Genomic DNA, 24657 nt, shown 5'->3' on the forward strand with positions numbered 1-24657 from the left:
TCCTTCTTCGGTTTACTGACGGTCGGTAGCGACTTGAGTGACGACACCGCCACGAAACACCCGCACGCCGCGTTCACGCACTACAGGCGCGATTTCGGCGGCAGGTTGACGATCCACATGGTGCTGAATCTGCGCCAGCCAGGCTGGCGGCCCTGAAACAAAAAGGCTGTCGCTATCGGGGCTGACGCGGCTGGACATCGGCTGGCCGGACACTTCCAGCCGCGCCATATAACGCTGCAACTCTTCAAGCCGTGGCCCTTGCAGGTCGAACACACGGGTGGCGACCTCATCGGCACCGGCGATGTGCAGTACGTTGCCGTCGAAGTACCAGCTCAGTTGATTCGCATCGCACAAGCGGGTGAGAAACTCACCGGCATTCTCGCCACGTACCGTGCCTCGTGCGTTGCCCCGGACCTTCTCGGAAAACACCACGATCAGGCCAAGGTGCTGACCGAACTCAGTCAGCGCACCGCGAATATCCTGGTCGACCAGCACGTAGGCGTAAGGCTCTGAGAACCAGTCTGGCTGACGTTCCGAGGCGGCCTTAAGCACGCCGGATAACAGGCACAGCAGGATCAGCATCAGCAATTTTGAAACTGGCGGGTCAGCCCTGAAGTGCTTCATGACGCCCTCCGTGACAATGCGACGGCCGCTGGCAGACAGGCTTCAGAAAACGGTCGCTATTCAGCGCAGGGGCTATAAAATGGCGCTCGTCCTCAAAGGCTGTCGATGGCTGAAACGCCTCGCCCCGCCCCCTTTCACAAGAGCCCTGCCCATGCCACCTCGTTCCGTCCCCACGTTGTTGTTGCTCGGCTGCCTGAGTCTGGCGGCGTGTTCGACTCAGCCCAAATCCGACGCCAGCTACGAGCGCTTCATGCAACTGGCCGCCGACCTGGAGAAACGCGGCGACTCGACGACGGCAGCGTCGTTCTACCAGCGCGCCACGCAGCAGCCCGAAGCGGGTGTCGAGGCGTGGCGCAAACTCGGTGCAGCCCTGCTCGTCAGCAACGACACGCGTGGCGCAGAGCGCGCTTATCAGCGGGCGCTTGAGCTGAAAGCCGACGACCCGGATGCGCTGCTGGGCCTGGGTACTGCGCAGTTGCGTCAGGGCAAGCTGGAACGCGCAATCGCTGCGCTGACCCAGGCCGCCAATGCATTGCAGCAGCCACAGGCCTGGAACCGTCTGGGCATCGCACACATTCTGAGTGGTCAGGCCGACGCCGCTCAAAGCGCCTTCGGCACCAGCCTGCGCCTGGCCCCGAACGACCTCGACACCCGATGTAATCTGGCTCTGGCATACGCTCTGGGCGATGACGACCAAAAGGCCCTGGAGACCATCCACAGCGTCAGCCAGTCGCCCCTTGCGCAACCCCGGCATCAACGCAACCAGCTGCTGGTCATGGTCCTGGCCGGAAAAGAGAAAGATCTCAAAAACATGACCTTCGACGACATCCCCAAGGCCGAACGCGGCAAGCTGATCGCCGAAGCCCGGCGCGTCAAGGCCATACCGGACCGCACCGAGCAGGCTCGTGAACTGGGGCTGATTGACGCTAACTGAGGTCATCGGGCCTCCTGTGTGTCGGTGCTGGCCTGTTGCTCCGCCTGACGCCGACGCAGCTCTTCGCGGTCATACCCGTCGATGTAAACCTGCGCGGCGCGCCCGACCGGTGCAGCCATGACAGGCCCGGTGTTACGGCCGTGCATGACATCTGCGCGCTGCTCGACCATTTGCAGCAGAATCAGGTTGCTGGCACAGCCCGGCGGCAACAACGGCTGAAAATCCTCACCTACTCCGATCTCGTCCTGTGCAGCTGGTTGCACACAGGCCTGGGGCACCAGCTCCACACGGCCATCGGCACGGGTGATCGCCGCATAATCCGGTGAATAGCTCACTGGGTCGAGGTGGGTCTTGCAGCCTGCCAGCAGACATAAAAGCATCAGAACCGGCGGGCGTGACATAGCGCAGATAAGGTTCATGGCCATTCCCTTTCAGTTCATGTAAAAGCCGAATGCGCCACCACTGCGCGGACCTGCCGACGCGGTACTGGCGGCGCGCTGTTTGTCCAGCGGCGTCGCCACCACGCGATCCTTGACCGGCTCGACCAGATATGGAGTGATCAGAATCACCAGTTCGGTTTCGTTGCGCTGAAAGCGCTTGGAGCGGAACAGATTGCCCAGAATCGGCATGTCGCCCAGCATCGGCACCTTGTCCATGTCCTGGCTGCTTTCACGCTGGAACAGCCCGGCGATGGCAAACGTCTGACCACTGCCGACTTCCACACGAGTGTCGGCACGTCGCACCCTGAACGACGGCACCTGATAGCCGTTAACGTCCAGTGTGGTGGTACTCATCAGGCTGCTGACCTCGGGACGCACCTGCAACGCAATGCGCCCGTTGGGCAGCAACGTCGGGCTGAACAGCAACGACACGCCGTAAGGCTTGTATTCGATACCGACCACTTCGCGGTTGACCGGCACCGGCACCGCCACTTCACCGCCAGCCAGAAAGCTCGCAGTCTGCCCGGTCATGGCGGTAATGTTCGGCTCGGCAAGAACTTCGAGCACACCGTTGCTTTGCAGCGCCTCCAGCATCGCGTCGATGTTGACATTGCCCGACGCAAGCCCGGCGCTGATCACGTTCGACGCGCCGCCCGCTGCATCGGCGGCCAAAGCGCCCCCCGTCAGCAGACCGAATGAAAAAGTGCCGTTATTGAACAAGGCATTCCAGTTCACGCCATACCGCAACAGCTCGGAGCGAGAGACTTCGGCGAAACGCACGCGGATATTCACCTGGGCCGACCCTGCGTAAGTGGCACTGTTTACCGTCGACTGAAAGTTCTGCCCCTCGGTGCTCAGCAAGGCATTAAGATCGGTTGCTTCACCGACATCCTGCACGGAGCCACTGGCAATCACCCGGCTGCCGGAGGCATTGATCCGCGCCTGACTCTGCGGGTGCAACGCCTTGAGCGGGCGTGTCACAGCAGCAGTGCCGCTGCTTACCGCCAGACTCAACGCAGCGGTCTCCCGGCCCTCGCTGTCCAGGGCAATCAGACTGGTCTGCCCTGCGGCCTTGCCGAACACGTAGATGACACCGGGTGACACAACCTGCAAGTCGGCAATACCCGGCTCGGCCACCATCACCGAGTCCACGGGGGCTGAAAAATGCAGAACGCGGCCTTCACCGATGGCCAGATCGACTGTGCCTTTGGCTCCTTTGGCAATGTTTTCGGCAAACGAACCTGTGGCCATGAGCAACGCGCCCACACCCACGAGAAACATCCGGATTACGCTTACTGAGGTCATGAGGCAGTCGCCAGAGGAGTGGCAGCACCGGCCCTGGATGCCGGGCGTGCAAGGACATCGGTCAGGCTGACAGTGCCGACCGCTTGAAGGTTGTATTCACTGGCTAGCTCGCGAAAAGACAGAACCGCCAGTTGCAGCTCGCCGCGCACGATGAGACGGCGCATGCACCGACGCAGCTCCGAATGCACAAGCAACACCGTCGAATCATGTTCCGGCAGCATGTCGCACAGGCGACGCAGCTGTACCAGTACGGTCCGGCCGATGTCATCGGGCAGCGAATCGCGACTCTTTTCCTGGCGAGCCAGCGTGGCGCGCAGTTGTTCTTCGAGCGCAGGTGCCAGTACAAAGGCGCTGATCACCCGGTTGCGATCGGCATACTGATGACTGATCTGCCGCGCAAGTCCTGCGCGCAGATGCTCGGTCAGTCTGCCCGCGTCAGATTCAATACTGCCCCACTCCACCATCGACTCCAGCAGGCCGCGACGATTGCGTATCGATACCCCTTCAGAGACCAGCAAACGCAAGGCCTCTGCGATACGCTGCAGCGGTAGAATGCGCAGCACTTCCTTGATCAGCTCACCGTACTTACCCTCAAGCTGTTCCAGCATCAGGCGGGTTTCCTGAATACCCAGAAAGTCGGCGGCATAACGGCGCAACATACGGTCCAGTACTTCGCGCAACACTTCATCGGCGAACAGAAAACCAATACCGGCATCCTGCAAACGTTCCGCATGCTCACGCCCTGCCCAGCGGCCGGGACGGGAACCGATCGGCGAAGGCGCTTCAAAGGTTTCGACAGAAACCAGTTGTGCATGCACCGGATCGTCCTGCAGCAAAAGCGCCTTGCCGCTGAATTCGCCCTCACTGACGGGTACACCTTCAAGCTCGACCTGGAAACGATCGACTGGCAGGCTGCGGTCCAGATAAACCTCGGGTAGCGGCACCTCGACACCCAGATCGATGCGAATGTCGTGACACAACGCTTCGATACGCTGACGCAGGGGCTGCAACGGGGCGGCCTCGGCCAGTCCGGTTCCGATACTCAACAGCACCTGGCTATCGCGTGGCCGCTCGGCGCTTTCCAAGGCATCTTCCGCAGCATCGTTCGAAGCCCCGGAAGCGCCAGAGGAAGCACCGGGCTCGGCCATCGTTTCATACTCTGGCAGCTCGTCCTTGACCAGTGACCGGGCGGTACGACGATCCCGGCGCCAGAGCACAAACGCACTGCCGCCCAGCACGGCGGCCAGACCGACAAACACCAGCAATGGAAACCCCGGCAGCATGCCTACGCCCAGCAGGATCAGCGCAGTCAGACCCAGCGCACGATGGCTGGCGCTCAGTTGCCTGACAATCTCGGTGCCCAGGTCACGCTCTTCGCCGTCGCTGTTGACGCGGGTCACCACGGTCCCTGCGGCTACAGAAATCAACAGTGCCGGGATCTGCGCGATGAGGCCGTCACCGACGGTCAGTAACGAATAGACATGCGCGGCTTCGGCGAACGGCATACCGCGCTGGACCATGCCGATCATCATGCCGCCCAGCAGGTTGACGAACAGAATCACCAACCCGGCAATGGCATCACCCTTGACGAACTTCATGGCGCCGTCCATGGCTCCGAACATCTGGCTTTCACGCTCCAGGCGTGAACGACGACGTCTGGCCTCGAACTGGTCGATGTCACCGTTGCGCAAGTCGTTATCAATGCTCATCTGCTTGCCGGGCATCGCATCCAGGGTGAAACGCGCAGCGACTTCGGCGACCCGCTCAGCGCCCTTTGTAATGACCACGAACTGGGCAACCGTAATGATCAGAAATACGACCAGCCCCACAACGACCTGACCGGCAATCACGAAATCACCGAACGCCTTGACGATATGACCGGCATTGCCGTCCAGCAGAATCAGGCGAGTGGTGGTGATCGAGAGCGACAAACGAAACAGCGTGCTGAGCAGGATCAGCGGCGGCAGCGCGGAAAACTCCACCGAGTGGTTGATGTAGAACGCGACGATGAGAATCAGCAGGCTCAGGGCGATGTTGACTCCGATCAGCGCGTCCACCAGATAGGTCGGCATCGGGATGATCATCATCGCGATAGCCATCAGCATGAAAGCAACGATGATCACATCTGTGCGTTTAGACGCAGTTACCGCCAGGCGATTCAGGGCATTCATGAGGGTCATTGCGCAGCCCTCCGTGCTTCCAGGTAGCGTCTGAAGCATTGCCGCGCGTCGTCCTTGCGGCCGGCCTTCCACAACGCGCGGCTACGCAACAGAAGCAGCGCGGCGCTCTCGCCTTGCTGCTCGACCAGCCTGTCCAGTGCCGCAATGGCCCGGTCGGTGTCTCCGCTGTCGGTGAACGCCAGCACCAGGCTGTGCAGCAGCGCACTGTTCGTCGGTGCCAGCTGTATCGCAATCAGCAACATCACCAGTGCACGTTGTGGCTGGCCACTGCGCCGGTACAGATCACCCATACCGTGGAGCAACTCTATGCATTCGCGATCCTGACTGATGCTCATGACTGCACCTCGGCGCGCTGCTGTTCCAATAGCAGCCGCATGTCGATCTCTTCACGAATCACGTCTTCGGCGAGTTCGCGGATCTCCGGTTCGGCGTCCAGTGCCGGTAACACTTCGTCCAGCACATAGCGCAGTACTTGTAGCGAACGCGCCGTACCAAAAAGCTGCGCATTGACACCAGAAGCCTGCCCGGTCTGCTCCAGCTCGCCACGCAACGAACGACGAACCTTGCGCTCGCGCTGATCAAGCAGCGCTTCGAAACGGGTTCCCTGACGCGGCTGCGCCGGAGCAACGCGCTCGACTGCGGGCAAAGAATCGGCTGAAGGCGGCGCTACGGGCCGCAGATCGACTTTCATAAAGTGAAGGCAAACCTTTCATCACCGCGCACAAGACGGACCTGATTGCCCTCAATGCTCTCCAGCCTCCAGTTGTCAGGTAACAGTGCGCCGGGATAAACACGCTTGCCATGCTCATCGATCACGTAGGGATTGCGACCGAACCACACCGCCTGAAAACGCACGCGAGGTGCCGCAAGCGCCGCGTTTGCCTGCACGTTGGGCGTCAAGACAATGTGCTGGCCAAACCGAGTGTCAAAGGCCTGTTGAATCTGCAGCCAGCTGCTTTTTTGGGCCGCAGGAAAAGCGCCCTCAACACTGAGCTGCCCGCCCTGTTCCTCAACCCGCAATTGCGTGAGCCTGGCGTCCTGCAACGCGCCCTCGAGCCAGCTTCTAGCCTGGCTAAGTGTAGGGGCGTTCCTGCCGGGCACTGACGAACCAGGGGCGGAATCTGCAATGGAGTGCCGGACCGACTCGGCAGGTGCACGAAAGGCAAATGCAGTGGCACATGTCACCAGCAACAAAAGTGCAGCCAGTGCTGGCCATTTAAGCAGCACCAGGCGGCGGGACACAGCCGGGACGGGTCGGGCACTTCGTGTGCTGCGCAAGCACAGCCTGCTCTGTCCGACCAGCAACTCGACAGGCAAGGAGATTCGTTGACCGTGGCCGACGTTGACAACCCGACGTTGGCCAAGGCTATCGAAAACCGTCACATCGCCGCCCAAGGCTTCTATTGCGACGTGTTCAACGGAGAATCGCAGACGAACATGTTGCTCGGCCACATCAGCATCGCCCAGCACAAGGTCGGCCGGAGCGGCACTGCCAATCACATAGACAGGATTGTCCAGGAGCAGCGAAACGCCCTGATGCAAACCATGAAGAATTTCGAGCCGGGCTACGCCGCTTTCTTGCACAGAAGCGTCGGGCGTTCCGCTCAATGAGATCAAGGCTGTCATGATCGAGTCACCACCGTGTGATCTACCGGAAACGGCATGTCAAAGCCGGGCAAAACTGTCGATCGGAAGAATTTCGATGCGCAGTGAATGCAGGCAGCTGTAGCGCTGCCTGCATGACAACGTCAGTTCTGTGGACGTTGCTTGGTAGCATCCAGCTCTGCTTTCTTGGCAGTGGAGATTTCAGTGATCTTGGCCGATTTCTCGATAGCCATATCAAAGGTCGCCGACATTTTTTCGATTGCTGCGTCTGAATTGCCGGAGCTTACGGGTGGAGTCGAACTCATGTTGTTTCTCCTTGCTTCGAGTAGGGATCTATCTGCGGATTAACAACCGGCTCAAGAACAGGTCAATGTGCCATTACACAACAGCGATGCAGAGACACTACGCTATTTGCCGCGTTGCCAATTAATAGTAATCAGCGAAACTTGTTCGATGCTGTGAAACGTTGTGAAATCAGATTTCACAACAAATTAATACCGCAAACCAACAGTGATATCAAAGTGATATTTATTTCTGGTTTATTTCTGGTGATATTAATTTTTTATGTATCACGAGACGGGGCTCCAACGTTTACGGGGTGTTCGCCAGAGCCTTTATTATTTACCGACGCGTGTGAATTGTTGTGAAAAGAGATTACCGATCCGCCACTTCACTTGTCGGAATGATAGTGTCGGCCCATAAGCCCTGTTCTTTTGATTTGAAAACGAGACGCCGTTCAAACTATTCACGCGAATAAAGAGTTCGTCGTTGAACACAGGGTTTCGTTTGCCTCGTGGCACTCAGTTATTGAGTCGCCTGCTCCACGTCCAGCGGTTAACAACAGGAGTTATATGCTATGTCGACGTCCACGATCAGCCCGGCGCCTGGCCCTCTTCCGCCCCTCGCACCAGGCGCGAATGCCCGAACGCGATTCAACCAGGTGCTGCAGACCAGCAACCGCAATGGCGGCCAATACCGGCCAGCGGGCGCAGACGAAAAGGCACCTGCGCTGGGCAGTTACGCATCGATAGAAAAGCCCGGCACTGTGGCGGCTGACACCGTGCGCTACGTCACTCAGGAAGGCGATCAGGTACTGGTAAGCAAATCCACCAGCCCGGAGCTCTATCGTCAGGTCGTCGAAGACCAACCCCGAGTGGCAGGCTTCAGGGCCAGTGTGGCTGCTGGCTACTCCCCGGCCAAGGCTGATGCTGCCGCGCCAGCGACGCTGAGCGGCTATGCCCGTATCGGAGCACCGGACGAAATGGGGCCGGGGCTGATTCGCTATGAAGCCGCCGATGGCAGCAAGGTCATCGTTTCGCAGCAACAGAACCCGGAACTCTTCAAACAGGTGGAGTCGGATTTCAAATCGCTATCCGGCGTAGGCAGCAGTCAGCGGGAAGGCTACAGGGTGGCAGGTGCGGACGAAAAGCCGCCGGAAAACATTGCAGGCTTTGCAGTGGTCGGCCCGGTGGATGAAGTAGGGCCAGGCGTGATGCGTTATGTCGACCGTGACGGCAATAAAATCGTCGTGGCCAAGAGCGACAATCCTGAGCTGTACAGTGCGGCCAAAGACGCTTTCAATACTCTGACCGGGCTGAACACGAGCGAAGCGCAAGGTTATCGCAGGGCGGGTGACAACGAAGTATGGCCACCCGTATTCGGCACCACCGTCGGCCCGTTGAATGAGGTCGGCCCGGACACTATCCGTTACGAGCACAACGGAGAGAAAGTCGTGGTCACTCGTGACGACAATCCGAAGTTGTTCGATTATCTGGCAGCGCTGCAAACCATAGTGTCGGACCCGCAAAAAAGAACTGCGATGGAAACCGCAGTCAACGAAGGGCAGATTCTTGCTGACCGCAACACTCCCATTCCCAGCTTGAACGACATTACACAGTTCACTTGGGTGTCTGGCCAGGAAGGAAGCCAGATCACCTATCAGAATCAGAGCGGTGAACGGATTGTCGTCACTGAAGCCTTGACCCCTGAACTATTCGACAAAGTAACCACCCTCCATGACGCCTGGAACAAAATCAACAGCAGCCGGGAAGAAGGTTACACGTTGGCTGAGCCTCATGACTTTTTGAAGAATCAGGACATAACCATCGGTTCACCGGACGAATTGGGCGCGGGTCTGATTCGTTTCGAGAACAGCGATGGCAAGTTCATCGTCTCCAGGGATGCCAGCCCGCAGTTGTACGATGATGTGGTGGAAAAATGGAATGAGCTGGGCACCGGCAATATTGGTGAAACCCGCAGTCGGCATAACCTGCCGCCCGTGGCAGAGCTGGATCTGATGGGGCAGAAAACCGGCGTGAAAGCCGATAAGGATGATGAGAATTCTGAAGAGCTGAATGTCGGCGAACTGGCGACCAAGGAACTGCTCGACCAATACCGCGACGGCGTGAACAAAGGGGATATTGCCAAGGATGACCCTCGTGCAAAACTGGTCAGGGCGATCGAGGCGCAGGCTGCTTATGACAACGGTCGCGGCCTGACCGGTTATGAAGAAGCCAAAGGCGCCTTCGGCGGCACCTGGCGCGAATTCGACAGCAAACAGACCCAACTCAGTTCGGCCGACATGCACGACATCATTGATGGCGGCAAGCTGCAAGAACAACTGACCACACTGTTCTCTGATCCGACCGTGCAGCAGGACTACCAGAGCAAGATGACTGATGCACTGGGCAAAGTGCCCAACAAGGACGAAATAAAGCAGAAGCTGCTCGACCTCACCGCCAATCCCGATTACGTACTTTACCTCAAGGACCTGAAAAAGCAGGGCCTTGGTCAAGAGGCGCAGAAAGACCTGAGCGACACCTTGTCCTCACTTGCGCTGGCCGATCCAGAAGGCGCCAGCAAGGCGGCACAGTCTATTCAGGCCGATGGTTTGACCAGCGATCTCAACGATCTGGTCGCCGACCCGTCGAAGATAAGCGACGAGAATAACGCCCTCGCCACCAAGGACCTGTTCGGCCTGCTCAAGGCAGAGCTCAAGGGCTTTCTGGTCGATATGCCGCGCTTCCTGCAGCCCACCTTCGAGAAATTCCTTCAGGAAGGTGTCGTGGGCAACGCCAAGCCCGCAGACATCGCCAAAGCGCTCAAGGAGGTCGGTGATGCCTATCAGAAAAACGGCAAGGTCAGCGAAGCAGACATCAAGACAGCCCTTTCCAAACCCTACATACCGGTCGCTGATCGCGGCAAACTGGGCGAAATCTTCAATACGCTCAATAGCAAAGGCGTCATGGGCTCCGTTGCAGCAGGCGTGTCGCTGTTCTCGGCGATTTATCAACTGGTCGGCAACGGCGGCAAACTGGGCGAGACACCGATTCAGCGCCTGGGCATTGCCAAGGACTTTCTGAGCTTTGCCGGTGGTGCCAGCCATTTTGTACGTCTGGCTGATCAGGTTGGCGACCTGATGGGCAAAGGCGGCCTGGTGGACATGCTGGGGCTGGACAAGACGTTACCGGAGATCTGGGGCAAGGAAAGCTTTGGCAAGGCCAAGGAAGTCAGGGTCAGCGGCATTTCCGCAAGCAAACTGAGCGAGATCCGCACCGCACTGGATGCGACTGATGAATATCGGCTCAATTCGACGCTGGGCGACATGGCTGGCGGTGCAGAAGCGGAACGCCAGGCCATGGGCGGCATCACCCAGCGGCTGGATGACGCCGTGCAGGCTTCAGGGGCCAAGCTGCCCTCTGGAACTGCCAATAAAATCGCAGGCTCGGTCGTCAAAGTGCTGGGGCCTGCAACGGATCTGGCTGGTGGTTTTGCCGATATCGTACTGGGTGCATTCACCATCAAGGACGGCGTGAAGTCAGGTGACAAGCTGGCTCAGGCCGCAGGCGGCCTGCAAATTGCCGGCGGTGCCTTCGGCGCGTCAGCCGGCGTACTGGGAACCGCGGCGCTGGTGGGTGCAGGCGGCGCGGCGGCCACCGCGCTGGCCGGGCCATTCTTCCTCGTCGGCGTTGTGATTGCTGTCGTCGGCGGGATCATTGGCTATTTCGTCGACCATAACAAAAAGCAGAAAGCATCCGAAAAGGAAAACGACTGGTATCGCGATCTGGCGGCAGACGGTTTGCTGCAGTCCGACTGGGGCGACAAGGTCGAATATGCACACTACTCGATCCACCACTATCGCGAACGCGAAGCGCCTGAAGACGACAGCCTGTTCCGCTTCCAGAGTGCCGAGTGGAAGCATTTCGACGAAACGCCGCAGGAAGGCGGCTCCTCCACCAACCGCCTTGATGACACGTTACACGTGGAATACGGCGAGCCACACAAATCTCCGGATCAACAAAAGCGTGACGAATTGAGAGAAGCACCGCGCTGGAGCGGCTCGAAGGTCTGAGCCACTCATGCATGTTCGACAAGCCGCCGTTCAGGCGGCTTTTCGGTTGATCAGGGAGCGCCGAACAGCATGGTCCAGTACACACCGTAATCCGCGTTGGTAGCCGTCGCGTAGGCCGCGCCGACCTCGGTAAACATCGGGTTCATCAGGTTGGCGCAATGTCCCGGGCTGGCCAGCCAGCTGGCCATTGCCTTGCTGACGGTGCTCTGCCCTGCTGCGATGTTTTCACCGATCTGCCGTCCGCCGTAACCCGCTGCACGGGCGCGATCTGCCGGTGAGTCGTTATCAAAGCCGCGATGCGTGAAGTAATTCTCGCTGGCCATCGACTGGCTGTGCCCCTGTGCAGCCATTTCCAGGGTCGTGTTCCAGCTCAGCGGTCTGGCCGAAGGAAACGGCTGCTTGCCACACATGCGCGGCTTGGCACGCGCGGCATTGACCTGCGCCAGAAGTATGCGGCCCGCCGAGCGTGCATCTTCCAGGCTTTCGTCGATCAACGGTTTTGCCAATACCACACGCCAGTCGCCACGCTCGCGAGTGATACCGATGTCGGCGTATTGCGGGTCAAGCAAAGCGCCGCAATAGCGTTTTTCGAGCATGCCGAACGCTTCACCGGCGCCCTGCGCGCCAGCAAGTCGTATGGTCCGGACGGTGACCGCCTGATAACCGGATGCCTTGAGCGCATCGCGTGAACTTCCAGCGAAATTGATCGGCAACGCTACGCTGGCGTTGAGCGTCAGCGCTCTGGAGATTTTTGTCATCCGTGCTTCGCAGCGCTGAGGTTGCCCACGAAAATCGTTGATGGCCTGGACCAGCTGTCGCTCGTCACTGGCACTGGCATGGCTGGCGTACATGGGCAGCAGAGGCACTAAGTACAGGCACATGCGCCAGAAATAACGGTGCGATTCAGGCATGAAGACAGACTCGAAAAGTAAAAGGCATGCCATGAATTTCAAGGCCCGAATAAGACCCTGAAAAAACCTCTTGGTTCATGCTGCATTTTCAAATGCAGGGGGTTATTCAAATACCTGTTCCGGCAAAAAACACCGCTGATCCGGGCCTTTTGCGATCACGTTGAATTTACCCTCACCCTGACGATCTTCCCTTACACAACTCTTATACCTGCCGAGAAAGGATTCTTTCACCATGGCCACTCCTCCCGAAACTCCATCGCTGCGCCGGGCAATCACGGCGCCGATGCTGACACTGTTCATCCTCGGTGACGTGCTGGGGGCCGGCGTCTATGCATTGGCAGGCACTATCGCCGGACGTGTCGGCGGAGCCATCTGGGCACCCCTGCTGATTGCCCTGTGCTTCGCCTTGCTGACCGCTGCGTCCTATGCGGAACTGGTGACCAAATACCCTCGTGCGGGCGGTGCAGCGGTGTATGCCGAAAAAGCCTTCGGCAAACCGCTGCTGTCGTTTCTGGTCGGCTTTTCCATGGTGGCGGCAGGCGTCACCAGTGCTGCCGGGCTGGCAGTCGCGTTTGCCGGCGACTACTTCCAGGCGTTGGTAAGCTGGCCCGCGCAGTGGGTATGTGTGGGCTTTCTGGTGATTGTCGCGCTGTTGAATGCGCGTGGCATCAAGGAGTCGTTGTCGGCCAATCTGGTCATGACCCTGATTGAGTTGAGCGGGCTGGCGATGGTGATTGCGGCCGCAGTCTGGTTCGTCAGTCAGGGCAATGGTGTGCCGCAACGTGTATTCGAACTGGACACGAACTCACCGGCCACCGCGATTCTTGCCGCATCGTTGCTGGCATTTTATTCATTTGTGGGCTTCGAGACGTCTGCCAACCTGGCCGAAGAGATCAAGGATGTGCGCAGGGTTTATCCACGGGCGCTGTTTGGTGCCTTGCTTATTGCAGGCGTGGTTTACATGCTGGTCGGCGTGGGCGCGGCCATGGTGCTGCCCGTCGAACAGTTGAAGGCTTCGCAGGCCCCGTTGATGGACGTGGTCAGTGCGTCGGGGCTGGGGATACCTGCCCCATGGTTCGCGGTGATCGCGCTGATTGCGGTTGCCAATGGCGCACTGCTGACCATGATCATGGCCAGCAGACTGACCTTCGGGATGGCTCGTGAAGGGCTGTTGCCCGCTGTGATGGGCTCGGTTCTGCCTCAACGGCGCACACCCGGCGTGGCCATTTTCGCAACCACAGTGCTTGCCATCGCACTGTCGTTTACCAGCACCCTGACTACGCTCGCTGAAACCGTGGTGTTGTTGCTGCTGTTCGTGTTTCTCAGCGTCAATATTGCGGTTCTGGTGCTCAAGCGCGACAAGGTCGACGCCGGCCATTTTCAGGTTCACTGGATGATTCCGGTATTGGCGATCCTTTCCTGCCTGCTTTTGCTGACCCAGCAAGGCCCTGAAACCTGGCTGCGTGCCGGCATGATGCTCGCTGTCGGAGCCGCGCTTTATGGGCTCACCCGGCTAGGCAGCTCAGTGCTGGTTTCACACCCGCGCTGAACGGCATTTGTGATGCATGCCACGCGCGTGATTAAGGCTCTACTTCAGTGTGTAACGACGATGTCTGAAATCGAATTGCGCCACCGCTCTTCGATTCTCGCGTCGTCTGCTCGATAGCCAAGAGCGATAACCAGCGGTATGACGGCACCACGTGGCAGCTTGAGAAGTTTGGCAACTTTCGCACCTGAAAATCCTTCCATCGGGCACGTATCGATGCCCTTCGCGGCTGCGCCAAGCATGATGGTTTGAGCTGCGAAGATGGCATTGCGTGCCGCCCATTGCCGACCGCCGATATGGCCGATGGGGAGTAGCGAGAGGGTCGGTTGAATCAGCGCGGCAAGCGCAACGGTCGGCGACCATAAAACAGAAGACCCCATTCCGAGAATCTTTTTAAACATACCTATCTGCTTGCGGTAATAGGCCTTTGAATCTGCTCCCAACGCAGACGAACCTTCAACGTGGGCAAGTTGCACGTTGGCTGTGCGCAACCCCAGCGCAGGGCTCGCTACGATCACGATGAGCTCGGCCGCTGATGCCGCAGCTTTCTGGCCGTTACAAGCAACCGCCAGATTCGCTTTGAGTCCAGGATCGCGAACCCAGTGCAGTTGATAAGGCTGCATGTTCCCGCTGGAGGGGGCATAGGCTGCTTCTGCAAGCAGCAACTGAATGTCGCCAGCGACAATGGGGTTCGAGTTGAATTTGCGTATAGCCCGGCGAAAGCGATTGGCTTCCTGAAAGCCATCCCAGGGAAGTAAATATTCCTGTGTGTTCATGGTCATGAGTTCTCGATTCGTGATTAACGTTGTGTTGTCACAATTCAAATCGTAAGTTAAAGCTTAGATTTTAAAAACTCATGTTCTGGAGCTGTCCGTGAGCAAAAGCCGAACACCCGTCAACCCCAGGAAAATCCCGGCTCAGGCGCGTTCGCGCGCGACAGTTGACGCGATTATTCAAGCGGCGACTTACATTTTGACCAAAGTAGGCTGGGAGGGACTGACGACCAACGCGATTGCTGAACGCGCAGGCGTGAACATCGGCTCGCTGTACCAGTTTTTCCCTAACAAAGAAGCAGTCATCGCTGAATTACAGAGACGGCACGCCGCCGACACGCGCACAGATCTGCTCAACGCGTTACAGGTTCTGCCTGATCAGCCGTCGCTTAGAGAGGCGCTAACCATGATCATCGAGATGATTGTCGCTGAACATCGTGTTGCGCCGGCTCTGCACAAGGCCATTCATGAGGAATTGCCACGTACGATCCGGCAGCTGGAGGACGATAACGATTCTCTACAGCTCCAGTTTGCTCAGGTGCTAAGGCCTTTTATGAAGAACGTTCCTGATCCGGATCTCTCGATCTATCTGATGGGCATCGCTGCACACGCAATTATCCACACCGTCACAGCTGATCGGCCGAAGCTCCTCGCACAACCAGGATTCGTTCAAGAGGTAGTGACTTTGCTTGAAAACTATCTTTTCAGGCCTGATTGCAAGGAAGCGGACCGCGCCAACTGATGGATGATGGCAGGAATGAATACCAGCTTTCGACGCATAGCCAGCGTTTTTTAAGCGCCGGACCAGATCACTGACAGCGACATGCAAACGACACACGCCATCGCACACTTAGGCACGTCAGAAAGATCACTCAGAGAGCCGCCGTCATGAAACCGCTTTTCCTTCCCGCGCTGACCGTTGTTGCCTTGCCTGCCCTGTCGTTGCAGCTCGCCCATGCCGAACCGGGCGATTTCAGCCTGGGCCTGGGCGCTGCAATCAGCGAAAGCCCTTATGCAGGCGTCGGTACACAGGTCAATCCGATCCCGTTGATCAACTATGAAGGCGAGCGCTTTTACGTGAAAGGCATAACTGCGGGTTACCACCTGATCAACACCGGATCGTTCTCCCTGGATGCCATTCTCGCCTTGCAGATGGACGGCATTGATCGTGACGATTTTGGTCGCCGCGAACTGGCCAGAAACGGCATCAACCGCGATCTGCTGGAAGACCGCGACAATGGTATCGACGCAGGGCTGGTAGCCAAACTGCGTTGCACTGCAGGGCAGCTTGAGGCGGTCGCCAGGAACGACATCAGCGGTGCAAGCGACGGCTACTCGGTGAACCTCGAATATGCGTACCCCTTCAGCTGGGGCCAGACGCGCTTCAAACCCAACATCGGTGTTACCCATATGTCCGGCAACCTGGTGGATTACTATTACGGCACGCTGAAAGAAGAAGAGCAACGCGGCATTGCCCGATACCGTCCTGGCAGCGCCACGGTTTCCTATGTCGGTCTGGGCTTTTCCCAGCCCCTGGGCAAACAGTGGGAAGTCTCGGGTAACCTGCGCTACAGCGCCCTGCCGGATGAACTGAGCAATAGCCCGTTGGTAGAGCGCGATACCGACAGCTCTACCTCGATGTTCATCGGTATTTCGAGAAAGTTCTGATGCCAAAAACTGCCTGTGCAGCGCCTGGAGTCGACTCACTGTGAGCCCATCATGATCGAACGTTCACTGAGCGTATTAATCGTCGAAGACAACCTGGCGCTGGCCGCCAACATGTTCGACTATCTGGAAGCATGCGGACACACTCTGGATGCTGCGCCCGACGGCAAGTCCGCGATGCGCCTGATTACCGAAAACCATTACGACGTCATTGTGCTGGACTGGATGATGCCGCGTATGGACGGCATCAGTCTCCTGCGTCATCTGCGCACTGAGCTGCGCAATCCGGTGCCAGTGATGTTGCTGACCGCCAAGGATCAACTGGACGACAAGCTGCAAGGCTTTGAATCGGGCGCGGACGATTACATCGTCAAACCACTGGCCCTGCCTGAACTGGAAATTCGTCTGCGGGTGCTGGCCGCACGCAGCCACAAGCGCTCGGATGTACGGCAGGTGCTGGAAATCGCCGATCTGTGCTTCGACCTGAGTACACAAACCATCATGCGTGGCGGCGTGCAGTTACCCTTCTCGCCGATAAGACGAACCCTGCTGGAAGTGCTGATGCGCAACTCTCCAAACGTCGTGACCCGCGCGCAGTTGGAGTCGCTCATCTGGGGTGACAGCGTGCCCGACGGCGACCTGCTGCGCTCGCACATGTATTTGCTCAGAAGGACCATCGATGGCGACCGAGTCAACGAACAAAAGCTACTCCATACGGTTCAGGGCGTCGGTTTTCGCCTGTGCGTGTGCCCATGATCAATCTTCCCGGTCGTCGAGGCAGCCTGCATCGCCTGATCAGTGCAATTCTGCTCGGCTTCGGGCTGTTGATGACCATCGGCCTGACCACTCAGGCGTTCATGAGCCAGGAACTCGTCGATCACCCGATCTGGAAAGAGCTGCTTGAAACTGCGACAAACAATGCTCTCGAAAACTCGCTGCAGCCAGTGCCACAGAAAGCCGGAAGGATTCAGGTCTGGAGACTGTCGGGCGAAACGCCCGCGCCCGGCATGCCGCCCTTACTGGCTTCACTCGCCCCAGGCTTCTACAACGAGGGCGATATGGATCGAAGGGCTTCGAGTTTCACCGATCCCGACTATGCCGTGCTGGTGACGTCGCTGGGCAATGAACGCTTGGTAGCAGCAATCGACATCAGTGATCTGGAGCAGGAGCAGAACCTCATCGCGCTGATCGGTGGCATTTTTCTGATCATGAACCTGATACTGATCATTGCCGTAATCGCCTGGCTATACGTGCGCCTGCACCGCCCGGTTCAGGCGCTCGCGCTAGGCATGAAGCAACTCGATCCGGAAAGCCTCTCGCAACGTCTGCCAGTGCAATACGACCAGGAAGAACTCAAAGACATCGCCTGCGGTATCAACGCACACCTGGAACGGGTCGAGCAATTCATGGCCCGGGAACGCGCCCTTCTGGATCAGGCCAGCCACGAGTTTCGCACACCTATAGCGGTGATCAGCGGTGCGCTGGATGTACTGGCCAGGCAAGCGTTACCCGCGTGTGCAGCGCCACCGATTCAACGCATGCGGGCAACCGTGGACAACCTGACCGAGATCATGGTCGCGCTACTGTATTTGTCACGCGAGCCCATGTCCTCAACGCCGGACGACCCCGTCGAACTGGACCGCCTGTTGCCCGGCCTGATCAAGGATCACCAACACCTTCTGGACGGCAAACCTGTGCAATTTTCAGTGCACATCCACCAGACGCTTTGCCTGCGGGTGCCGGATGCGATGTTACGCATTGCCATCGGCAACCTGTTGCGTAACGCTGCCGAAAACACCTATGACGGAACAATCACCGTGCGCCTCAAGGACAGTGTATTGAGCGTGACCGACTCGGGCGAAGGCTTCGACACTGCGCAGGCGTCCCTTCACTACCTGTCACTGCTGAGAAACTCGACCAGAGCGGGCACCGGGAAAGGCCTGGGGCTTTTCCTGGTGCGGCGCATCTGCGAACGCTTTCAGTGGACGCTGACCCTCGAGTCGATGCCGACGCTAGGCACCCGAGCGGAGCTGGATTTCCGGACGCAGACAGCGCAACAAGCGTGAGTCCTCGACGCCCAGGCCACCGCGCGGTTATCCAGTGCACGCTTGTTCAGTGAATTCCGCGGCAGGCATCATCAAAGCGCAGCCTCCAGTTTACGCCCCAGCACCCGGTGATATTCACTACGAGCAGTCTGCTCGGCAAATTCGCCGGACCATTTGGATACCACCACCGTCGCCACACTGTTACCAATGGTGTTGCAGGTCGCGATGGCCATGGACATGAACCGGTAGACGCCGAACAGCAACGCCAGGCCCTCGACGGGCAGCACGCCAATGGCTGTCACGGTGGCGGCAAACACCACGAAACTGCCACCCGATACCGCCGCCGCGCCTTTGGAAGTCACCAGCATGATCGCGATGATGCCCAACTGCTGCTCCCAGCTCAGCGGTACGCCATAGGCATTGGCGATAAACAGCACGCACAACGACATGTAGATCGACGTACCGTCCAGGTTGAATGCATAACCGGTAGGCAACACCAGGCCGACGCTCTGTTTTGAGCAGCCGAATTTCTCCAGTTTCTGCAACAGGCGCGGCAAGGCGCTTTCCGAGGAAGCAGTGCCCAGCACAATGAAGACTTCGTCCTTGATGTACGTGAGGAATCGCCACAGGCTGAAACCGGAAATTCGGCAGACGATGCCCAGTACGACGAAGATGAAAAACGCGATGCACAGGTAAAACATCAACACCAGATTGGCCAGCGACATGAGCACCGCGGTGCCGTTGCTGCCCACTGCATAGGCCACCGAACCGAACGCGCCCAGCGGCGCAAACTTCATAATCAGGTTGATGAACTCGAAGAAACATTCGGAAATCCGGCTCAGACCTTCTTCGATCACGGCCCGACGCTCTTCCTTGAGTGCCAGCAGGGCAAAGCCGAAGAGTACGGAAATCACCAGTACTTGTAACAGTTGACCACCGGCAAATGCGCCGACGAAATTGTCGGGGAAGATGCCGTAGATGAAGTCCATGGTCGACGCCGGTGCATGCCCCTTGGCAACCGCCGCGGCCGATGCGGCAGCCGTAGCGCTGCTCGGATGGGCGTCATGCATGCCCGAACCGATCTGCAGCAGATTGCCCCACAGCAGGCCGATGGCCAGAGCGATGGTCGACACCACTTCGAAGTAGATCAATGCGCGCAGCCCGACCTTGCCGACACGCTTGATATCGCCCGCCGACGCAATGCCGTGCACCACGGTGAAAAAAACCAACGGCGCAACGGCGGTCTTGATCAGTTTGAGAAAGATGTCGCCAAGGATCTTGAATTTGGCGGCCAGCTCGGGGGCGATAAATCCAAAGGCGATGCCCAACAGCATGGCGGCGACGACCTGAAACGTCAGGTCCCTGTAGAACGGTTTTTTGCTGGATGAAGACATGTCTGCGATCTCGTTGTTGTTATTAAGAGCGGCTGCAGGACTGATCGCCCCGGACTTGTGCCCGGGGCGAGATGACTCAACGCTTCACGGCCCCCGGACGAGCCAGGGCGATGTCCACCATTTGCGGCGCAAGGCCCAGGTAGTTGGCCGGGTCGGTCAGACGCTTGAGTTCTTCGATATCCAGTTGCGCCGTGGCCTCGCCTTGCGCCAACAGCGCATCCAGCAGGCTGATGCGCTGGTCGTTGGCCATGCGGCAGGCGGCATACACAACGTCGTGGGCGACCTGACGGCCGAGCGCTGGCGCGAGGCCCATCATCACGGCTTCGGCAACGATCAGCCCCTGAGTCATGTCCAGGTTCTGACGCATCCGTTCGGTGCGCACCTCAAGCCCGGCCAGCATGAATTTCGCCTGCCCCAGAGACGCTGCGCTGAGGGCGAAGGCCTCTGGAATGGCGATCCACTCGGCTTGCCACGGGCCTGTGGAGCGTTCGAAATCCTGAATCATGGCATCGAGCATCAGCCCGGCGTGCTGGCGTACGCCCTTGGCGGCGGCGTACATCAGTTCACAGGAAATGGGGTTGCGTTTCTGCGGCATGGTGCTGCTGGCACCCCGTCCCTTGACGAAGGGTTCGTACACCTCACCCAGCTCGCTGGTCATCATCATCATGACGTCCAGTGCAATCTTGCCGAGCGAGCCGGTGACCAGGCCCAGGAAGTTGAGTGTTTCCGCAAGGCCGTCACGCGCGACATGCCAAGTGGCCTGCGGCACGCCCAGTTGCAGCTCGTCCATCAGCGCTTGCTGCACGTCCAGCCCCTTGTCGCCCAATGACGCCAGCGTACCGGCCGCTCCGGCAAACTGGCCGATTTCAACACGCGGGCGCAATTCCGCCAGACGCTCTGCGTGGCGGTCGAACATGCTCAGCCACACCGCACATTTGTATCCGAAGGTGATCGGCAGCGCATGTTGCAGGTGGGTACGCCCCGCCATCGGCGTATTGCGATAACGCAATGCCAGGTCAGCAAGCAGGCCACGTACGGCCTGAATATCACGCTCGACGATGGCCAGCGCAGCACGCACCTGCAACACCACAGCGGTGTCCATGATGTCCTGGGTGGTCGCGCCCCAATGCACGTAACGGCCAGCATCGCCGCAGGTTTTGGACAGCTGCTCCACGAGCGGCAGGATGGGGTAACCGACAATCTCGGTTTCATGCTGCATCAGTGCCAGATCAAGTGACTCGTAAGTGGCCAGCGCAGCGATCTGTTCGGCGGCAGCGGCAGGAATCACTCCGCAACGGGCTTCGGCGCGGGCCAGTGCCACTTCTACTTCGATGTAACGTTCGATGAGCGATTTGTCGGAGAACACGGCACGCATTTCGGCGGTGCCGAACATGTCGCGAAACAGGGCGGAGTCAAAAACGGTGCTGGACATGAGCGAGGTCCTGATTATGTTGTTATTGATCGTACATATTTAATATGTCCGTATATAATTGTTACGCTCGCACTGATACACTGTCAACTCGCTAAAGCCACAGAGCTGACAGAAGGCATGAACGAAACACGTTACGCAGTGGTTGCCAGAGACCTGATCGAGGCGATTGCCAGTGGCCGCTACCCGGTCGGCTCACTGCTGCCGACCGAGTTCGAGCTGTGCGAGCTTTACGCAGTCAGCCGCCATACCGTGCGCGCGGCAATCACACAACTGCAGACTCAGGGCCTGGTGTCACGGCGTAAGCGGGTCGGTACGCGAGTCGAATCGGCATCGCCCAGAGGCGGCTATTCACAGTCACTGGCGACCGTTGCAGACCTGGCGCATCTGGCGGAAACCCAGGTGCGCAGCATCCAGAACGTCCGCCATTTCGTCGCGGACATTGCCCAGGCGCGTCGGCTGGGGCTGACGCCGGGGGAGCATTACTTTTGCGTGTCGAGCATCAGGGTCGACTGCGAGAACGTGCTCGCGCCGTTGTGCTGGACCGACGTTTACGCTCAGGATATTTACAGCGAAGTCATCGAACTGGCACGCGAGCAACCCGGCGAACTGATCGCCGCGCTGATCGAGCAGCATTTTGGCCGCCATATCGAAGTGATCGACCAGCAAGTGCGCGCCGTGCTGTTGACGGCTGAAATCGCCAGAAGCCTGAATGCGGAGACAGGTTCGCCGGGGCTGAAAATTCTGCGTCAGTACCGTGACGACGCGGGCGTCGTAATGGTCGTGTCAGAGACAGTCCACCCCGAAGACCGCTTTACATTGGTCACGCAGATGAAGCGCGAGAAGGGATTGAATCCGGTGTGAAGTGACGGCGCTGGTTCATGCAAGCCAGCGCCGCGCCGGTCAGCGACGTTTCAGTCGGTCAATGATCACCGCCAGCAACAGAATCGTGCCGCGAATCACGTATTGGTAGAACGTATCGATATTCTTCAGGTTCATTGCATTCTCGATGATCGCCAGAATCAGCACACCAGCGATTACATGGCGGATCATGCCGATGCCGCCGCTCAGCGAAACACCGCCCAGTACGCAAGCCGAGATGATGGTCAGCTCGAAACCCTGACCGATCATTGGCTGCCCCGAGGTCATACGCGAAGCCAGCACCACGCCAGCCAGTGCCCCGACAAGCCCGTGAACCGCGAAGATGATGATCTTGGTGCGATCAACATGCACACCCGCCAGCAATGCAGCTTCCTGGTTGCCACCGATGGCCATGGTGTTGCGCCCGTAGGTGGTGTAGTTGAGCAACCAGCCGAAGAATATGAAGCAGGCGATGGTGATCAGGATCGGCACTGGCACGCCATATATCTGGCCGTTGCCGAAGATGAAGAAATCCTCGTTGGAGACGCCGACGGCCTTGCCGTTGGAGAAGATATACGCAAGGCCGCGCACGATCTGCATGGTCGCCAGAGTCGTGATCAGGGCATTGATGCGCAGCTTGGCAATCACGATGCCATTGATCAGGCCAACCACCAGCCCCAGCGCCAGCGCGGCAGAAACACCGAGAAACACGCTGTCGGTGTCGCGGATAACAATCCCGGCGATCACCCCGGAACAGGCCAGCACCGAACCGACCGACAGGTCGAAGTGCCCGGACGCCAGACAGAAGAGCATGGTGCAGGCAGCAATGCCTACGGTGGAAATCGCAAGGCCTAGCCCCCGCATGTTCAGCGGTGACATGAAGTTGTCGATGAACACGGCGCACAGCAGGAAGATTCCCACGGCAGCCAGGAGCATCACCCAGTCATCGGCAAAACGACGCAGGTTCATGCCCTGACGGGGAGCCTGCAGGCTGGATTCGGTAGACATATGCACCTCTTTCTTATTGTTCATGGTCAGGGGACCGGTTATCAGCTGCGCGTACGAGGCAGAGCCAATTGCAGGAGTCGCGATTCATCAGCCTCATCGCGGTTGAGTTCACCGGTGATCGCGCCTTCGCTCATCACCAGAATGCGGTCGGAAATACCCATGACTTCCATCAGGTCACTGGACACCACGATGACCGCAATCCCGTCGGCGGCCAGGTCGTGAATGATCTCGTAGATCTCGGACTTGGCACCGACGTCTATCCCGCGGGTGGGCTCGTCCAGCAACAGGACCTTCATCGGCATCGACAGCCAGCGACCGAGAATCGCCTTCTGCTGATTGCCGCCGGAGAGGAACATGATCTGTTGCTCGGGCGATGGTGTCTTGACGTTCATCGACTTGATCTGGCTGCGCGCGTTTTCGCGCTCCCAGCGGCCCTGGATCAGGCAGCCAAGATTTACATGCCGGGGTCGTGCACCGATGTTGATGTTCTCCGCGACGCTGGACAGCGGCACGATACCTTCCTTTTTGCGGTCCTCCGGGCAGAGCAGAATGCCCGCTTCGATCGAGTCACGCGGGGACTTGAGCGTCAATGGCTTGCCGTCCAGCTGCAACGTGCCTGCCGTGCTGCGTGTCAGACCCGACAGCAGACGGAACAGCTCGGTACGCCCGGCGCCCACCAGCCCAAAGAACCCCAGCACTTCACCCTTCTCTACGGCAAAACTCACCGGTTCGTGCAACCCCGGCCCCAGTAACCCGGTCACTCGCAGGCTGGGCCCTTGATGCTGACGCGGACGGTAGTTGTAGATGTCCTGAATATCCCGGCCGACCATGCAGGTCACCAGCCGGTCATGATCCAGATCGGCCATCTGCTCGAAGGTTTTTACAAACCGACCGTCCTTGAATACCGTTACGGCATCACAGACACGGAAGATTTCTTCCATGCGATGGGATACGTAAAGAATCACCCGCCCCTCGTCGCGCAGCCGCACGATGATCGCCATCAACCGGTCAATTTCACGTGCCGACAGGCTGCTGGTGGGTTCGTCAAAGGCGATGACGTGCGCATTGCGTGACATGGCCTTGGCGATTTCCACCAATTGCCGCTGGCCCAGTGAAAGATCACCCAGGCGAGTGCGCGGGTCGATTTCGTCAGCCAGGCCTTTGAGCAACTCGCCTGCCCGACGGTACATCGCGCCACGATTGATCAAACCGAAACGATTGGGCATGTGCCCAAGCAGCAGGTTCTCGGCGACAGTCATTTCCGGCACCAGATGCAACTCCTGGTGAATCACCGCCACACCCGCCGCAATGCTCTCGGCGGTGGATTTGAACTGGTAGCTCTGCTCACCGATCTGCAAGGTGCCGCTATTGGGCTGATAAGAGCCGCCGAGGATTTTCAGCAGCGTGGATTTACCGGCACCGTTCTCTCCCATCAAGGCGTGAACACTGCCGGGGCGCGCTTCGAAACTGATGTCCGAAAGCGCCTTTACGCCGGGGAAAACCTTGCCGATGCCATTGAAGCGCAAGGCACCGTTTATGGATGTTTGCTCGATAGCCTGTTGCATGAAACCAACCTCCTCGCACGT

Annotated in this window: 22 protein-coding genes; 8 read left to right on the top strand and 14 right to left on the bottom strand. The window is 58.7% G+C overall.

What is annotated here, in order from left to right; genetic code table 11:
* Positions 1 to 12: 12 nt before the first annotated feature.
* Positions 13 to 624: a hypothetical protein gene (locus tag AO068_RS01975; protein ID WP_058407504.1), complete on the bottom strand. Its 612-nt coding sequence runs from the start codon at positions 622 to 624 to the stop codon at positions 13 to 15.
* Between the two features lie 151 nt (positions 625 to 775).
* On the opposite strand from AO068_RS01975, the gene AO068_RS01980 reads away from it, so the two are divergent.
* On the top strand, positions 776 to 1558 hold the full coding sequence (locus AO068_RS01980; protein ID WP_058401412.1) for a tetratricopeptide repeat protein: 783 nt from the start codon (positions 776 to 778) through the stop codon (positions 1556 to 1558).
* Positions 1559 to 1560: 2 nt separating this feature from the next.
* On the opposite strand, the gene AO068_RS01985 is transcribed toward AO068_RS01980, so the two are convergent.
* From AO068_RS01985 to AO068_RS28970, 7 genes are all read right to left on the bottom strand, one after another.
* Entirely contained in the window at positions 1561 to 1977 is a 417-nt protein-coding gene (locus tag AO068_RS01985) for a hypothetical protein (protein WP_054072669.1), read from the bottom strand.
* 12 nt (positions 1978 to 1989) lie between these two features.
* The gene (locus AO068_RS01990; protein ID WP_058407505.1) at positions 1990 to 3303 is read right to left on the bottom strand and encodes a type II and III secretion system protein family protein; all 1314 of its coding nucleotides are present in this window, start codon (positions 3301 to 3303) and stop codon (positions 1990 to 1992) included.
* Positions 3300 to 5483, bottom strand: a complete 2184-nt coding sequence (gene sctV / locus AO068_RS01995) for a type III secretion system export apparatus subunit SctV (protein WP_058407506.1) — start codon at positions 5481 to 5483, stop codon at positions 3300 to 3302. The genes AO068_RS01990 and sctV overlap by 4 nt, the downstream gene beginning before the upstream one ends.
* The gene (locus tag AO068_RS02000) at positions 5480 to 5818 is read right to left on the bottom strand and encodes a tetratricopeptide repeat protein (protein ID WP_002553567.1); all 339 of its coding nucleotides are present in this window, start codon (positions 5816 to 5818) and stop codon (positions 5480 to 5482) included. Before AO068_RS02000 ends, sctV begins: the two co-directional genes overlap by 4 nt.
* Positions 5815 to 6174 (bottom strand): hypothetical protein, encoded by a 360-nt coding sequence (locus tag AO068_RS02005; RefSeq protein WP_004660832.1) that lies wholly within the window; start codon positions 6172 to 6174, stop codon positions 5815 to 5817. Before AO068_RS02005 ends, AO068_RS02000 begins: the two co-directional genes overlap by 4 nt.
* Positions 6171 to 7109, bottom strand: a complete 939-nt coding sequence (locus AO068_RS02010) for a SctD/MshK family protein (RefSeq protein WP_058407507.1) — start codon at positions 7107 to 7109, stop codon at positions 6171 to 6173. Before AO068_RS02010 ends, AO068_RS02005 begins: the two co-directional genes overlap by 4 nt.
* Positions 7110 to 7231: 122 nt before the next feature.
* Positions 7232 to 7393, bottom strand: coding sequence for a hypothetical protein (locus AO068_RS28970; protein ID WP_003377029.1), 162 nt, complete (start codon positions 7391 to 7393; stop codon positions 7232 to 7234).
* Positions 7394 to 7944: 551 nt separating this feature from the next.
* Here AO068_RS28970 and AO068_RS02015 point away from each other — a divergent pair.
* The gene (locus AO068_RS02015) at positions 7945 to 11439 is read left to right on the top strand and encodes a hypothetical protein (RefSeq protein WP_058407508.1); all 3495 of its coding nucleotides are present in this window, start codon (positions 7945 to 7947) and stop codon (positions 11437 to 11439) included.
* A gap of 50 nt (positions 11440 to 11489) precedes the next feature.
* Here the strand turns inward: AO068_RS02015 and AO068_RS02020 are convergent, their stop codons facing one another.
* Positions 11490 to 12350: a CAP domain-containing protein gene (locus AO068_RS02020; protein ID WP_058407509.1), complete on the bottom strand. Its 861-nt coding sequence runs from the start codon at positions 12348 to 12350 to the stop codon at positions 11490 to 11492.
* Between the two features lie 232 nt (positions 12351 to 12582).
* Here AO068_RS02020 and AO068_RS02025 point away from each other — a divergent pair, with 232 nt between their 5' ends.
* Positions 12583 to 13899, top strand: coding sequence for an APC family permease (locus AO068_RS02025; protein WP_058407510.1), 1317 nt, complete (start codon positions 12583 to 12585; stop codon positions 13897 to 13899).
* 44 nt (positions 13900 to 13943) lie between these two features.
* On the opposite strand, the gene AO068_RS02030 is transcribed toward AO068_RS02025, so the two are convergent.
* Positions 13944 to 14678, bottom strand: a complete 735-nt coding sequence (locus tag AO068_RS02030; RefSeq protein ID WP_201022878.1) for a nitroreductase family protein — start codon at positions 14676 to 14678, stop codon at positions 13944 to 13946.
* A gap of 91 nt (positions 14679 to 14769) precedes the next feature.
* Here AO068_RS02030 and AO068_RS02035 point away from each other — a divergent pair, with 91 nt between their 5' ends.
* The 4 genes from AO068_RS02035 to AO068_RS02050 all read left to right on the top strand — a co-directional run bounded on the left by AO068_RS02035 (position 14770) and on the right by AO068_RS02050 (position 18400).
* Positions 14770 to 15411, top strand: coding sequence for a TetR/AcrR family transcriptional regulator (locus AO068_RS02035; RefSeq protein ID WP_058407511.1), 642 nt, complete (start codon positions 14770 to 14772; stop codon positions 15409 to 15411).
* Positions 15412 to 15557: 146 nt separating this feature from the next.
* Positions 15558 to 16337, top strand: coding sequence for a MipA/OmpV family protein (locus tag AO068_RS02040; RefSeq protein ID WP_058407512.1), 780 nt, complete (start codon positions 15558 to 15560; stop codon positions 16335 to 16337).
* A 51-nt stretch (positions 16338 to 16388) separates the two neighbouring features.
* Entirely contained in the window at positions 16389 to 17090 is a 702-nt protein-coding gene (locus AO068_RS02045; RefSeq protein WP_058407513.1) for a response regulator transcription factor, read from the top strand.
* Positions 17087 to 18400, top strand: coding sequence for a sensor histidine kinase (locus tag AO068_RS02050; RefSeq protein ID WP_058407514.1), 1314 nt, complete (start codon positions 17087 to 17089; stop codon positions 18398 to 18400). The genes AO068_RS02045 and AO068_RS02050 overlap by 4 nt, the downstream gene beginning before the upstream one ends.
* A 71-nt stretch (positions 18401 to 18471) precedes the next feature.
* Here AO068_RS02050 and dctA read toward each other — a convergent pair whose 3' ends face one another.
* Both dctA and AO068_RS02060 read right to left on the bottom strand, forming a co-directional pair.
* Positions 18472 to 19773 (bottom strand): C4-dicarboxylate transporter DctA, encoded by a 1302-nt coding sequence (dctA, locus tag AO068_RS02055; RefSeq protein ID WP_058407515.1) that lies wholly within the window; start codon positions 19771 to 19773, stop codon positions 18472 to 18474.
* A gap of 76 nt (positions 19774 to 19849) precedes the next feature.
* Positions 19850 to 21205 (bottom strand): class-II fumarase/aspartase family protein, encoded by a 1356-nt coding sequence (locus tag AO068_RS02060; RefSeq protein ID WP_058407516.1) that lies wholly within the window; start codon positions 21203 to 21205, stop codon positions 19850 to 19852.
* 117 nt (positions 21206 to 21322) lie between these two features.
* Here AO068_RS02060 and AO068_RS02065 point away from each other — a divergent pair, with 117 nt between their 5' ends.
* Positions 21323 to 22066, top strand: coding sequence for a GntR family transcriptional regulator (locus AO068_RS02065; protein ID WP_058407517.1), 744 nt, complete (start codon positions 21323 to 21325; stop codon positions 22064 to 22066).
* Positions 22067 to 22105: 39 nt separating this feature from the next.
* Here the strand turns inward: AO068_RS02065 and araH are convergent, their stop codons facing one another.
* Positions 22106 to 23071: an L-arabinose ABC transporter permease AraH gene (gene araH, locus AO068_RS02070; RefSeq protein WP_004664988.1), complete on the bottom strand. Its 966-nt coding sequence runs from the start codon at positions 23069 to 23071 to the stop codon at positions 22106 to 22108.
* A gap of 41 nt (positions 23072 to 23112) precedes the next feature.
* A complete protein-coding gene (gene araG, locus AO068_RS02075) occupies positions 23113 to 24636 on the bottom strand; it encodes an L-arabinose ABC transporter ATP-binding protein AraG (protein WP_058401406.1) in 1524 nt (507 codons plus the stop codon).
* Positions 24637 to 24657 lie beyond the last annotated feature (21 nt).

Origin of the sequence: Pseudomonas sp. ICMP 3272 (genome assembly GCF_001466905.1) — a bacterium.
GTDB classification, from domain to species: domain Bacteria; phylum Pseudomonadota; class Gammaproteobacteria; order Pseudomonadales; family Pseudomonadaceae; genus Aquipseudomonas; species Aquipseudomonas amygdali.